The following is a 14,646-nucleotide window of genomic DNA, read 5'->3' on the forward strand; positions in this document are numbered from 1 at the left end:
GGGAGGATAAAAATGAGCGTATTCATTAATAAAGATACAAAAGTCATTGTACAAGGTATAACTGGTTCACAAGGCTTATTCCATACTACTCAAATGTTAGAGTATGGTACTAAAATCGTTGGTGGTGTAACTCCTGGTAAAGGTGGAACTGACATTGCTGGCGTTCCTGTATTCAATACAGTTAAAGATGCAGTTGATGCTACTGGTGCTAATGCATCTGTCATCTACGTACCACCAGCATTTGCTGCTGATGCAATCATGGAAGCAGTTGATGCAGAATTAGATATCGCAATTTGTATTACAGAAGGTATTCCAGTACTTGATATGGTAAAAGTTAAAAAGTACATGGAAGGCAAAAAGACTAGATTAGTTGGTCCTAACTGTCCTGGTGTTATCACTCCTGATGAGTGTAAAATTGGTATCATGCCTGGTTACATTCATAAAAAAGGTCATGTAGGGATCGTATCACGTTCTGGTACATTAACATATGAGGCTGTACATCAATTAACTCAAGCTGGTATTGGTCAATCTACAGCTGTAGGTATTGGTGGAGACCCTGTAAATGGAACAAACTTCATCGATGTATTAAAAGCATTCAATGAAGACCCAGAAACTTATGCAGTTATTATGATTGGTGAAATCGGTGGAACTGCAGAAGAAGAAGCTGCTGAGTGGGTACAAGCTAATATGGCTAAACCAGTAGTAGGTTTCATTGGTGGTCAAACAGCTCCAGAAGGCAAACGTATGGGACACGCTGGTGCAATCATCGCAGGCGGTAAAGGTACTGCTAAAGAGAAAATGGCTACAATGGAAAGCTGTGGTATTAAAGTTGCACTTACTCCTGCAGTAATGGGTGAAACTTTAATTGGTGTATTAAAAGAGCGTGGCTTATATGAACAATGTAAGACACATGAAGCTTTAGTATAAGCATCATAATGATTAAATTAGTAAGCCTCCAATAGGAGGCTTGCTTATTGTTAATATGGTTTAAAAATAGGATGATTAGACTTAAGTGTAATCACTTGTCTTTCGATGGGGCGGAATTACCTTTTGAAGGTAATTGGCACCACTCTTAAGAAGCTAGTCTAGGTAGCCTCCAAATCGGGGGCTACTTTCCATATTTAGAAAGGGTGAATTCATGAAAAATAAAATCCGACTTATTCATTTACATCATTTTTTATTCGAAAACTATCAAGCCATGAAGAAGATTCTTCACTATGATCCAAATTTAGAAAACCTCTATCAATATTCACCTTCTACATTTAAAACTACATTTCAAATGACTTCTAAAGCCGCAAAAATACTATATAATCAACTTCATTCAACTTCCATTTTTGATATCTTAAAAGAAAGCTATAAAAAAAATATAAAAATTATTACTATTTATGATGATCTATATCCTGATCTGTTAAGAGAAATATGTGACCCACCGTTTGTATTATATTTAAAAGGAAATCAAAATATCCTTTATGAACCATTTAGGATAAGTATAATTGGAGCTAGAAAACCAACTTTATTTGCGAAAATTATTTGTGATTCATTCATGTTAGATCTAATAAGAGAAAAATGTGTTATTGTTAGTGGAATGGCATCCGGATGTGATTCAATTGCACATAATTCAGCAATTTTTCACAACGGAACAACGATTGCAGTTGTCGGATGTGGGTTAGACTATATTTATCCGAAAGAAAACATTAACTTATTTAATGAATTGGCTATAAATCATTTGGTGATTAGTGAATATCCATATTATATTAGACCAGAAAAAAGATACTTTCCTAGAAGAAATAGAATTATTGCTGGGTTATCAAAAGGATTAATAGTTTTAGAAGCTAAGGAAAAGAGCGGAACGATGATTACTGCAAATTTTGCAATTCAATATAATAGGGAGGTATTTGCAGTGCCAGGTCCGATTATAATGGAAGAATATGAAGGAAATCATCGATTAATTCAGGATGGAGCGAAATTAATTACATGTACAAATGATATTTTAGAGGAATTTCAGGAATATACTAAAAAATAAAAAAATATGTTTATATTACAAAATATTGACAATACTAATGCAACTTGTGTTATTTTATATCTAAATAAAATTTGACTAATGTATAGAATAAACTATACAATTTGAAATTGTATGAAGGAAAATCAAAAATTTAAATTGAACTCTTCTTATTATGAATCTATTTAAGAATACATAGGAATAAAAGAAAGAAATAAGGAATACAGAGAGTAATGAATAGGAAACTCTCGGGAGGCTTAAAAAATGGCAGAAAATTTAGTTATAGTGGAGTCCCCTTCAAAGGCTAAAACAATAGAAAAGTATTTAGGTAAAAAATTCAAAGTAATCGCATCAATGGGACATGTTCGAGATCTACCTAAAAGCCAGATGGGGATTGAAATAGAAAACGATTACACCCCGAAATACATAACAATCCGAGGTAAAGGTCCAGTTTTAAAGGATTTAAGATCTGCTGCGAAAAAAGCAAAAAAAATCTATCTAGCAGCCGATCCAGATCGTGAAGGTGAAGCAATCGCGTGGCATATTGCAAATACACTTAATATCGATACTTCTTCGGATTGTCGTGTCGTGTTTAATGAAATAACAAAAGATGCTATTAAAGAGTCTTTTAAAAAACCTAGACCGATTAATATGAACTTAGTAGATGCCCAGCAAGCAAGACGTGTACTAGATCGTCTAGTAGGGTATAACATCAGTCCATTATTATGGAAGAAAGTGAAAAAGGGTTTAAGTGCTGGTCGAGTTCAATCTGTCGCTCTAAGACTGATTATCGAACGAGAAAAAGAGATTGAAAGCTTCCAACCTGAAGAATATTGGACAATTAAAAGTAAAGCTTTAACAAAGAAAGAAACATTTGATACAAATTTTTACGGTGTTAATGGTAAAAAAGTGGAATTGAATTCTGAAACTGATGTAAATAATGTTTTATCACAAATTAAAGGTGATCACTTTGAAGTTCAAAGTGTTACTAGAAAAGAACGTAGACGTAATCCAGCAACTGCCTTTACTACTTCCTTACTACAGCAAGAAGCGGCTAGAAAATTAAATATGCGTGCAAAGAAAACGATGATGATTGCACAACAATTATATGAAGGGATTTCCCTAGGTAGTGGTGGACAGGTTGGATTAATCACTTATATGAGAACTGATTCAACTAGAATATCCGACGTTGCAGCTGAGGAAGCAAAATCATATATAATTGATACTTATGGTGCAGATTTTGTTGCTACAAATAAAAAAAATGAAAAAAAATCAGATAAAGTACAAGATGCACATGAAGCAATCAGACCAACGTCAACTTTACGTTCGCCTGATACAATCAAAGCACATGTTAGCCGTGATCAATATCGACTTTATAAATTAATATGGGAGCGATTTGTAGCAAGTCAAATGGCACCAGCAATACTAGATACGGTTAAAGTTGACTTAATTAATAATGATGTAATATTTAGAGCTAATGGGTCAGTAGTTAAATTCCCAGGATTTATGAAAGTGTATATTGAAAGTAATGATGATGGAACAGAAGAAAAAGACCGTATCCTTCCACCGTTAGCTGAAGGGGAAAAAGTTAAATTAGAAGAGTTATTACCTGAACAACATTTTACTCAACCACCTCCACGTTACACGGAAGCTAGATTAGTAAAAACTCTTGAAGAATTAGGAATAGGTCGACCATCAACATATGTACCAACTTTAGAAACGATCCAGAAACGTGGATATGTTTCACTTGATAATAAACGGTTTGTACCTACTGAACTAGGTCAAATAGTATTTGATTTAGTTGTTGAGTTTTTCCCAGAAGTAATTAATATTGAGTTTACGGTTCAAATGGAAGGTGACCTTGATAAAATTGAAGAAGGTGATGTGAATTGGATTCAAATTATCGATCAATTTTATAGAGGTTTTGAAAAGCATTTAGAAATAGCTGAGAAAGAAATGCAAAAAGTTGAAATACGAGATGAACCTGCTGGTGAAGACTGTGAAGTATGTGGAAGCCCTATGGTATTTAAAATGGGCAGATATGGTAAGTTCATGGCGTGTTCAAACTTCCCTGATTGCAGAAATACAAAAGCAATCGTAAAAGACATTGGTGTTAAATGTCCTACATGTAAAGATGGAAATATCATTGAACGTAAATCGAAAAAGAATCGAATCTTTTATGGATGCACGAACTATCCGGAATGTGAATTCCTATCATGGGATAAGCCAATTGCGAGACCATGTCCGAAATGTGAAAACTTATTGGTAGAAAAGAAAATGAAAAAAGGTATTCAAGTACAATGCGTATCATGTGACTATAAAGAGGATCAACAAGTGTAAGCATTTAATTTATTCATTTTTGACTGCCATAACATTCGTTTTCTTCTGTTACTTCGCCAGTTTTTAGCGGTGTTCATTACACTTTTATGTAACATTGCTTTACAACTGGCTTCATTCCACAGAAGACAAGTGATTGCAATTAGTCAAAAAATTAAATTTAAGGAACTTTGTCTAATACATGTGTGAGCAATTTATTTGCTCACTTTTACTTTTCATATCAACTTTCTTTTAATTAAGAAATCATTAAGACTAAAACGATAAAATATTATTACGTAATTTTGAATGAATCAGCGTAGAAGGAGTTAACAATGAAAGAACAATTTATTAATGTAATTGGAGCAGGTTTAGCAGGAAGCGAGGCTGCTTATCAAATTGCAAAAAGAGGAATTAAAGTACATTTATATGAGATGAGACCAGTTAGACAAACACCGGCTCATCATACTGACAAGTTTGCTGAGTTAGTGTGTAGTAATTCACTAAGAGCGAATATATTAACAAACGCTGTAGGTGTATTAAAAGAGGAAATGAGAAGATTAGATTCAGTAATCATTCGATCTGCTGATGAGTGCGCTGTACCAGCAGGTGGTGCCTTAGCTGTAGACCGACATGAGTTTGCTAGCCGTGTTACTGAATATGTAAAAAATCATCCAAACGTCATTGTTCACAATGAAGAGATGACTAAAATTCCTGAAGGACCAACTGTCATCGCAACTGGACCTTTAACTTCACCTGAGTTATCACAGCAATTAAAAGAATTGACTGGTGAAGATTATTTCTATTTTTATGATGCAGCGGCTCCAATTGTTGAAAAAGAAAGTATTGACTTAAATAAAGTGTATTTAAAATCAAGATATGATAAAGGTGAAGCAGCTTACTTAAATTGCCCAATGACAGAAGAGGAATTTGATCGTTTTTATGAGGCATTAACTACAGCAGAAACAGTTCCTTTAAAAGAATTTGAAAAAGAGATTTTCTTTGAAGGCTGTATGCCAGTTGAAGTAATGGCTAAACGTGGAAAACAAACATTATTATTTGGACCAATGAAACCAGTAGGCTTAGAGGATCCTAAAACAGGAAAGACGCCATATGCGGTCGTACAACTACGTCAAGATGACAGTGCCGGTACACTTTATAATATTGTAGGCTTCCAAACACATTTAAAATGGGGTCCTCAAAAAGAAGTACTACAATTAATTCCAGGTCTTGAGAATGCAGAAATTGTGCGCTATGGTGTAATGCACAGAAATACTTTTATTAACTCACCAAAACTATTAGAGCCAACATACAAATTTAAAGGCCGTGATGATTTATTCTTTGCAGGCCAAATGACAGGTGTAGAAGGGTATGTAGAATCTGCAGCATCTGGTTTAGTAGCGGGAATAAATGCAGCTAGATTCGTAATGGAGAAAGAGTTGGTCGTATTCCCAGCAGAAACTGCAATTGGAAGTATGGCGAATTATATAACGACAACAAGTGAAAAACACTTCCAACCTATGAATGCGAACTTCGGTCTTTTCCCTAGACTTGATGTCAAAATTAAAAGAAAACAAGAACGATATGAAGCTTATGCAAACCGTGCATTAGAATCAATTATGAATTTTGTAGAATGTTAAGAAAATAAATTGCAAATAGCTACTTAATATGTTAGTATGTAGTGGCTTGTGAGGAGAATTTACCTTGAATATTAAAATATTGTGTCAATTATTCATTCAGTATTTACAATTAGAGAAAAACTCTTCACAATACACATTAAATAGTTATAAAAAAATTGTTGAACAATTTCTAGTTTTTATGGAACAACAATCCATTATTTCATTTTCTTCAGTTACTTATTCTGATGTTCGTCTCTATTTAACAACTTTGCATGACAAACAGCTATCAAGACGTACGATCTCAAAGCATATTTCTTGTTTAAGAAGTTTCTATCGCTTTCTTATGAGAGAAAATGAAGCAAAAGAGAATCCTTTTGTTTTAGCGTCACTTCCTAAAAAAGAAACGATGATACCAAGGTTTTTATATAAGGAAGAACTTGAAAAACTATTTAAGATTAGCGATCTAGATACGGAACTTGGACAAAGAAATCAAGCTCTTTTAGAATTGCTTTATGCTACCGGAATCCGAGTAAGCGAATGCTGTAATTTGAAATTAAAAGACATAGATTTTCAAATTGGGACTATTTTAGTAACAGGCAAAGGGAATAAACAGCGGTATATTCCCTTTGGCAGTTATGCAGAAAAAGCTCTTCATACATATATAGAAGATGGCCGAAATAGACTGATAGTAGCTAACAAGCAAATGAATGACGATCTTTTTTTAAATCACCGTGGTACAAAACTATCGACTAGAGGAGTCCGTGGTATATTAGAAAAAATGATCAAAGATACTTCATTGACTAATGAAATCTATCCACATATGTTAAGGCATACCTTTGCTACGCATATGCTTGATAACGGTGCTGATATTCGAAGTGTTCAAGAATTACTTGGACATGAGAATTTATCATCTACTCAAATCTATACACATGTAACGAAGGAAAGATTACAAAAAGTATACAATTTACATCATCCTAGAGCATAAATTCGCTCAATTTTAGAAATTAATCAACATTTCTAAGGAGGATTCACATGTCCAATTTTCATGCTACAACGATTTTTGCGATCAGACATAATGGAAAAAGTGCTATGGCTGGTGATGGCCAAGTAACTTTTGGAAATGCAGTAGTTATGAAGCATACTGCAAGAAAAGTTAGGAAGCTTTTTAATGGAAAAGTTTTAGCTGGTTTTGCAGGATCTGTTGCAGATGCATTTACTTTATTCGAACTTTTTGAAGGCAAGTTAGTTGAATATAATGGGAATATTCAACGAGCTGCTGTTGAATTAGCAAAAAAATGGAGAACAGATCGAGTATTACATAAGCTTGAAGCATTGCTAATTGTAATGGATCATAATTCATTATTATTAATTTCTGGTACTGGTGAAGTAATTGAACCTGACGATGGAATTCTTGCAATTGGTTCTGGAGGGAATTATGCCCTTGCAGCAGGCCGTGCACTAAAGGAAAACGCAGGGGAAAGTCTTTCAGCAAAACAAATTGCATATGCTAGTTTAAAAACTGCAAGTGATATTTGTGTGTATACGAACGGAAATATAATTTTAGAAGAATTAGAATAGGAGAGTGTATTATGAGTACTTCTTTCACGCCTCGTCAAATTGTTGAAAAACTTGATCAATATATTGTTGGACAGCAACAAGCGAAAAAAGCAGTAGCAATTGCACTCAGAAATCGATATCGTAGAAGTTTACTTGAAGAATCATTCCGTGATGAAATTTCACCAAAAAACATTTTAATGATTGGTCCAACAGGTGTTGGTAAAACAGAAATTGCTAGAAGAATGGCAAAACTAGTTGGTGCCCCATTTATTAAAGTGGAAGCTACTAAATTTACAGAAGTTGGTTACGTTGGTAGAGATGTAGAATCAATGGTTCGAGATTTAATCCAAACGTCTATTCGAATTGTAAAAGAAGAGCGAATGAATAAAGTGAAAGATCAAGCTGAAAAAAATGCGAATCAAAGATTAGTCAAACTTCTAGCACCGAGTACAAAAAAGCAAACTTCATTCAAAAACCCACTTGAGATGCTTTTTAATCAAGATTCACAAAACTCGAATGCTGAGCAAGAAGAGAATGATACAGAATTAACATCAAAAAGAAGAAATATAGAATTTCAACTATTATCTGGAAAACTAGAAGAAGATCTTGTGTCTATTGAAGTAGAGCAACAACAAGCTCCGATGCTAGATTTTATGCAAGGAACTGGGATGGAACAAATGGGAATGAACTTCCAGGAGTCATTAGGTAGTCTATTTCCAAAGAAAACTAAAAAAAGAAAGCTTCCTGTTAAAGAAGCTCGTAAGATTTTAACGAATGAAGAAGCTCAGAAATTAATTGATATGGATGAAGTAACACAAGAAGCAGTTTATAGGGCTGAGCAATTAGGTATTATTTTCATTGACGAAATTGATAAGATTGCAAGTAAGCAAAACTCTACTCAAGATGTTTCAAGAGAGGGCGTACAAAGGGATATCTTACCAATCGTTGAAGGAAGTACAGTTGTGACAAAATATGGACCGGTTAAAACAGATCATATCCTATTTATTGCAGCTGGTGCATTTCATATTTCGAAGCCTTCAGACTTAATACCTGAATTACAAGGTCGCTTCCCAATTCGTGTAGAATTAGCGAAATTATCTGTTGAAGATTTTGTTCGTATTTTAGTTGAGCCTGATTTTTCAATTATTAAACAATATAAAGCTTTATTGTCTACAGAAGGTATACAAATCGAATTTTCTGACGATGCTATACGTAGAATAGCAGAAATAGCATTTGAAGTTAATCAGACTACAGACAACATAGGCGCAAGAAGATTGCATACGATTATGGAAAAACTACTTGAAGACCTATCGTTTGAAGCTTCTGAAATTCAAATGGGAACAATTAAGATTACACCACAATATGTAAATGAAAAGCTAGCAAATATTGCAAAAGATAAAGATATAAGTCAATTCATTTTATGATTTAAGAACACTTTTGAATTCAGCCATTAGAATACAAAAGTAGTTCATAGGAAACGTACAATTAAATAGGAGGCATTTAGAAAGATGCAATTATTAGACAAAACAAGAAAGATTAATAAGTTATTACAACAATCTGCAGGTAAGCCAGTAAACTTTAAAGAAATGGCAGATACATTAGAAGAAGTTATTGAATCAAATGTATTTATTTTAAGTCGTAAAGGGAAATTATTAGGTTACGGTCTTCACCAAAAAATCGAAAATGAACGTATGCAAAAAATGTTCGCCGATCGCCAATTCCCTGAAGAATATACACAAAACCTATTTAATATTAATGAAACATCATCAAATATCGACATCCACAGTGAGCACACTGCATTCCCAGTTGAAAATAAAGATTTATTTGCTGGTGGATTAACAACTATCGTACCGATTATCGGTGGTGGTGAGCGTTTAGGTACTCTTGTTTTAGCTCGAATTAATCAAGATTTTGAAAATGATGATTTAATCTTAGCTGAATACGGCGCTACAGTAGTTGGTATGGAAATTCTACGTGAAAAAGCAGAAGAAATTGAAGAAGAAGCTAGAAGTAAAGCTGTTGTACAAATGGCTATTTCATCACTTTCTTATAGCGAATTAGAAGCGATTGAACATATTTTTGAAGAATTAAATGGCTATGAAGGCTTATTAGTAGCAAGTAAAATTGCTGATCGAGTAGGAATTACAAGATCTGTTATCGTAAATGCACTACGTAAATTAGAAAGTGCTGGCGTTATCGAGTCTAGATCACTTGGAATGAAAGGTACTTATATTAAAGTACTAAATGATAAGTTCTTATTAGAGTTAGAGAAATTAAAATCTAACTAATTAAGAAAGTCACTTCTTTAATAGGACTACATTAAGTTGAACCTTTTCTCAATGCATAATTGGGAAAAGGTTTTTTGTTTTTTATACTGGAATAAAGAAGATTATTAAATCATAACGATTTTGTATTTTTGTATAAATGATCTATATAGGCGAATTGAAAATTATGGTATGATTAAAAAATATTTATAAGATTATATCAATAAAATATAATTATTATTCGTTATTTGAATGTAAATTTGAGAGAGGATTTTTAGTTTATAGAAATGTAATGGTATTTTCAACTTGGTACTACTAGTTGTTTTCAAATAGATCGTTGTTTATTGTTAGAATTTCCACCTCAGATACAAATTCACTTAATGACGAAATAATAAAGAGTAATATCCAACAATCGGGAGACGTCTTTAAATAACTATAAAAAAATTTTGGCCAAAATAGTTAATTGCTAAATAACAATGACTGGTTACTTTTTTAAAAGGATAGATTGGGGGGGCGATAAAAGTTTATTTATTTAAAGTATAAATAAAATAGTTCCTCTTTTCTAATTAAAATAGAATTCCGGAATATTAGAATCATTTTTTTGATAAAGTGAAAAAATATTATTTTTTATTATGTTAAATAAAGTGTCACATTATGTTAAAGAATGGGTAGATAAATTAGATAATTTTAATAATATAATTTATATTAGGGTGAAAAAGAGCTCAACCTGAGTTTTTATCGAAACAAAGCATCTTGAACTAAATAAATGAAATGATGCGATTACTTATTCATAAAACATATTGAATAAAATTAATAGATTCATATTTATTACTATTTAGCCATTTAATAGTAGGGAAATTGAAAGGCTAAATAGTAATGAATCAAGAATTTGATGAATATTGTAATCTCCACTTGGAAAAGAGTTGATTGGACGAAAAGGGACCTCGTTTGCTACTAGGAAGAAATAGAATTGATATTTTAGAACTTCTTATCCAATTGCAAATTAAAAACCATGTGTAAAGATTTAATCCTTTTAAAAAAATGCCAAAATATTGAATATTAAATTGTCAATCAGTTATTTAACTTAATATGGTAATTCGCTCGAGGTGAAAGACGTGTTGCAAGTTCAAAAAAATGTTTCACAAATATATTGGAAAAAGTGGATTAAAGATCGTGATATAGATGCTGGAGATGCACTAATGAGGATTTATATGCCACTAGTTCACTTTCATGTAAATCGAATAGTTCATAGATTACCTTCAAGTGTAAGTAGAGAAGATTTACACAGCTTAGCAATGATGGGTTTATATGACGCATTAGAAAAATTTGACCCGAAAAGAGATTTAAAGTTTGAAACATATGCCTCAATTAGAATAAGTGGTAATATATTGGATGGCCTTCGAAAAGAAGATTGGTTGCCTAGATCGATTAGAGATAAAGCAAAAAAAATTGAATGTGCAATTGAAAAGTTAGAACCGGCTCTTGAACGAAAGGCTACACCTGAAGAAATAGCACATTATACTGGCTATAGTTCGATAGAAGTTGTGAACGTCATAAATGATGTGTTTTTCTCTAATATGTTGTCTGTAGATGAACAAATCAAAGATGTAGGGGAAGGACAAGTTAATTTAATTCATACATTAAAAGATCATGAAACATTAACTCCAGAAGAATTGGTACTAAAAGATGAACAAATAAAGCTACTTGCCAATACGATTGGATCTGAATTAAATGAGAAAGAGCAGCTAGTTATCAGTTTGTACTATCATGAAGAATTAACACTTACTGAAATTGGAACAATTATAAATTTATCGACTTCTAGGGTTTCACAAATTCATGCTAAGTCTATTTTCAAATTAAGGCATCTTTTAAGTAATAGTAATATTTAGAGCTTGTAATATAAATGATTTTTAAGTTTATATATGATTGAATAGTGGGGATTAAGACTTACATTACATACTTTATGTACAATTTTTTTTAAGAAATTTATAAAATATGAAGAAGAATAAGATAAAATTGAATAAATTAACAAAAATTCCCAATACTGATAAAGATTTAGTTATTGAGACATGTGAAGATTCAAATCTAATTCAATACTGTAGCTCAATTTTGAGTAATAGCGGTTCGAGATTTATAAAGAGACGATCTAAGGATGAAAATGGATTATAGAGAAAAAGGAAAAGCAAACTTTGCTGAAACTTCGACAATAATTTCTTATTTTCTCTTGATAAATAATGATGTATATGCTATAGTAGTCCATGGTGTTATTACACACGCTTGCCGATTTTCTTATTGGTGCTACCCAGTTTGGGAGTGATAGGAGAAGAAGACGTGAGCGGAGGAAAAAGAACCATTAGGAGGAAATAAAATGTCAGTAATTTCTATGAAGCAATTATTAGAAGCTGGTGTTCACTTCGGTCACCAAACTCGCCGTTGGAACCCAAAAATGAAACGTTACATCTTCACTGAGCGTAACGGTATCTACATCATCGACCTTCAAAAAACAGTTAAAAAGGTTGAAGAATGTTACAACGTAATGAAAGGTATCGCTGCTGAAGGTGGAAACATCCTTTTCGTTGGTACTAAAAAACAAGCTCAAGAAGCTATTAAAGATGAAGCAATCCGTTCTGGTATGTACTTCATTAACCAACGTTGGTTAGGTGGAACGTTAACAAACTTCCAAACAATCCAAAAACGTGTTAAACGTTTAAAAGATATCGAAAGAATGCAAGAAGATGGCACATTTGAAGTGTTACCTAAGAAAGAAGTTATTCAACTTAAAAAAGAATTAGAACGTCTTGAAAAATTCTTAGGCGGAATCAAAGACATGAAGCAACTTCCTGATGCATTATTCGTTGTTGATCCTCGTAAAGAGCGTATCGCTGTTGCTGAAGCTCGTAAGTTAAACATTCCTATCATCGGTATTGTTGACACTAACTGTGATCCAGACGAAATCGATCACGTTATCCCAGCAAACGACGATGCTATTAGAGCTGTAAAACTTCTTACATCAAAAATGGCAGATGCGATTCTTGAAGCGAAACAAGGCGAAGAAACAACTGCTTAATGAGAAAGTGAAAGGTGATAAGAGGTTTTAGCCTTTTATCACCTTTTTTTAAGGTTAAAATAATCGAAAATTGTTTACCTTATAAAACGATTAATAAAATAAGCTTACATATAGGAGATGAAATATAATGGCAATTACTGCACAAATGGTAAAAGAATTACGTGAAAAAACTGGCGCTGGTATGATGGATTGCAAAAAAGCGTTAACTGAAACTGATGGTAACATGGACAAAGCAATCGATTACCTTCGTGAAAAAGGGATCGCAAAAGCTGCTAAAAAAGGTGACCGTATCGCTGCTGAAGGTTTAACTTTCGTTGAAGTAGCTGGAAACGATGCAGTATTAATCGAAGTAAACTCTGAAACTGATTTCGTTGCTAAAAACGAAGGTTTCAAAGAATTAGGTTCTGCTCTTGCAAAACATATCGTTGCTAACAAACCTGCAACTGTTGAAGAAGCTTTAGCACAAACTATGGAAAATGGTGAAACTGTTGAAACTTTCATCAACCATGCAATTGCTAAAATCGGAGAAAAAATCTCTTTACGTCGTTTTGAATTAGTTTCTAAAACAGATGCTGATGCATTTGGTGCTTACTTACACAGTGGCGGTCGTATCGGTGTTCTTTCTGTAGTTGAAGGAACAACTAAAGAAGATGTTGCTAAAGACGTATCTATGCACATCGCTGCAATCAACCCTAAATATATCTCTCGTGATGCTGTTTCTCAAGAAGAAGTTGAGCATGAGCGTGCAATTTTAACTCAACAAGCATTAAACGAAGGTAAACCTGAAAACATCGTTGCTAAAATGGTAGAAGGACGTATTGGTAAATACTTCGAAGAAATTTGCTTATTAGATCAATCTTTCGTTAAAAACCCAGACGTTAAAGTAGGTCAATTCGTAAAAGCTGCTAACGGAACTGTTAAATCTTTCGTTCGTTATGAAGTTGGAGAAGGCTTAGAAAAACGTGAAGATAACTTTGCTGAAGAAGTAATGAATCAAGTAAAAGGTAACTAATTTAGTTACTTTGAATGAAAATAGGGGACACTATGTGTTCCCTATTTTTTAAAGAAACGTAAATACATAGATGTATGTAAATGGAGGCTATTATGAATAAAGCAAAGTATAATCGCGTAGTATTAAAACTTAGTGGTGAGGCATTAGCAGGTGGGCAAGGATTTGGAATTAATCCATCGGTTATTAAATCAATCGCTCAACAAGTTAAAGAAATTGCTGAACTAGATGTTGAAGTTGCAGTAGTAGTAGGTGCTGGTAACATTTGGCGTGGTAAGACTGGTAGCGAAATGGGTATGGACCGAGCTACAGCTGACTATATGGGCATGTTAGGTACTGTAATGAACTCTTTAGCACTTCAAGATAGTCTTGAAACACTTGGTGTACAATCTCGAGTACAATCTTCTATTGAAATGCGTCAAGTTGCAGAACCATATATCCGTCGTAAAGCAATTCGTCATTTAGAGAAAAAACGTGTTGTAATTTTTGCTGCTGGTACAGGAAATCCTTATTTCTCAACAGATACTACTGCTGCATTACGTGCTGCTGAAATTGAAGCAGATGTTATTTTAATGGCGAAAAATAATGTAGACGGAGTATATTCAGCTGACCCATCAATCGATAAAACTGCTGTAAAATACGAAACTCTTACATATTTAGACGTATTAAAAGAAGGTTTAGGTGTAATGGATTCAACTGCATCTTCATTATGTATGGATAATGATATTCCATTAATTGTATTCTCAATAATGGAAGAAGGAAATATTAAACGTGCCGTACTTGGCGAAAATATTGGAACGATAGTAAAGGGGAAATAA

Annotated in this window: 12 protein-coding genes; all 12 read left to right on the forward strand. The window is 33.2% G+C overall.

The window, feature by feature from the left end; all coding sequences use genetic code 11:
• Positions 1–12: 12 nt before the first annotated feature.
• The 12 genes from sucD (at position 13) to pyrH (ending at position 14,646) form a co-directional block, all read left to right on the forward strand.
• Positions 13–927, forward strand: coding sequence for a succinate--CoA ligase subunit alpha (sucD, locus tag ACSBO6_RS07270; protein ID WP_098848363.1), 915 nt, complete (start codon positions 13–15; stop codon positions 925–927).
• 211 nt (positions 928–1,138) lie between these two features.
• Positions 1,139–2,023, forward strand: a complete 885-nt coding sequence (dprA, locus tag ACSBO6_RS07275; protein ID WP_098848362.1) for a DNA-processing protein DprA — start codon at positions 1,139–1,141, stop codon at positions 2,021–2,023.
• A gap of 240 nt (positions 2,024–2,263) precedes the next feature.
• Positions 2,264–4,339, forward strand: a complete 2,076-nt coding sequence (topA, locus tag ACSBO6_RS07280) for a type I DNA topoisomerase (RefSeq protein ID WP_098848361.1) — start codon at positions 2,264–2,266, stop codon at positions 4,337–4,339.
• A gap of 308 nt (positions 4,340–4,647) precedes the next feature.
• Positions 4,648–5,952, forward strand: a complete 1,305-nt coding sequence (gene trmFO / locus ACSBO6_RS07285) for an FADH(2)-oxidizing methylenetetrahydrofolate--tRNA-(uracil(54)-C(5))-methyltransferase TrmFO (protein ID WP_498844422.1) — start codon at positions 4,648–4,650, stop codon at positions 5,950–5,952.
• Between the two features lie 64 nt (positions 5,953–6,016).
• Positions 6,017–6,916 (forward strand): tyrosine recombinase XerC, encoded by a 900-nt coding sequence (gene xerC / locus ACSBO6_RS07290; RefSeq protein ID WP_498844423.1) that lies wholly within the window; start codon positions 6,017–6,019, stop codon positions 6,914–6,916.
• A 47-nt stretch (positions 6,917–6,963) separates the two neighbouring features.
• Complete coding sequence (hslV, locus tag ACSBO6_RS07295) at positions 6,964–7,509, forward strand: ATP-dependent protease subunit HslV (RefSeq protein WP_098848358.1); 546 nt, start codon at positions 6,964–6,966, stop codon at positions 7,507–7,509.
• Between the two features lie 11 nt (positions 7,510–7,520).
• Positions 7,521–8,912 (forward strand): ATP-dependent protease ATPase subunit HslU, encoded by a 1,392-nt coding sequence (hslU, locus tag ACSBO6_RS07300; RefSeq protein ID WP_098848357.1) that lies wholly within the window; start codon positions 7,521–7,523, stop codon positions 8,910–8,912.
• 84 nt (positions 8,913–8,996) lie between these two features.
• Complete coding sequence (gene codY / locus ACSBO6_RS07305; RefSeq protein ID WP_098848356.1) at positions 8,997–9,776, forward strand: GTP-sensing pleiotropic transcriptional regulator CodY; 780 nt, start codon at positions 8,997–8,999, stop codon at positions 9,774–9,776.
• Between the two features lie 1,094 nt (positions 9,777–10,870).
• Positions 10,871–11,641 carry a FliA/WhiG family RNA polymerase sigma factor gene (locus tag ACSBO6_RS07310; RefSeq protein ID WP_098848355.1) on the forward strand — a complete coding sequence of 257 codons (771 nt, stop codon included), beginning with the start codon at positions 10,871–10,873 and terminating at the stop codon, positions 11,639–11,641.
• Between the two features lie 479 nt (positions 11,642–12,120).
• Positions 12,121–12,819 (forward strand): 30S ribosomal protein S2, encoded by a 699-nt coding sequence (gene rpsB / locus ACSBO6_RS07315; protein WP_056470859.1) that lies wholly within the window; start codon positions 12,121–12,123, stop codon positions 12,817–12,819.
• 127 nt (positions 12,820–12,946) lie between these two features.
• Positions 12,947–13,831: a translation elongation factor Ts gene (tsf, locus tag ACSBO6_RS07320; RefSeq protein ID WP_098848354.1), complete on the forward strand. Its 885-nt coding sequence runs from the start codon at positions 12,947–12,949 to the stop codon at positions 13,829–13,831.
• Between the two features lie 92 nt (positions 13,832–13,923).
• Positions 13,924–14,646 carry a UMP kinase gene (gene pyrH, locus ACSBO6_RS07325; protein WP_098848353.1) on the forward strand — a complete coding sequence of 241 codons (723 nt, stop codon included), beginning with the start codon at positions 13,924–13,926 and terminating at the stop codon, positions 14,644–14,646.

The organism is Bacillus sp. AL-1R (assembly GCF_052180195.1).
Classification (GTDB): Bacteria; Bacillota; Bacilli; order Bacillales; family Bacillaceae_G; genus Gottfriedia.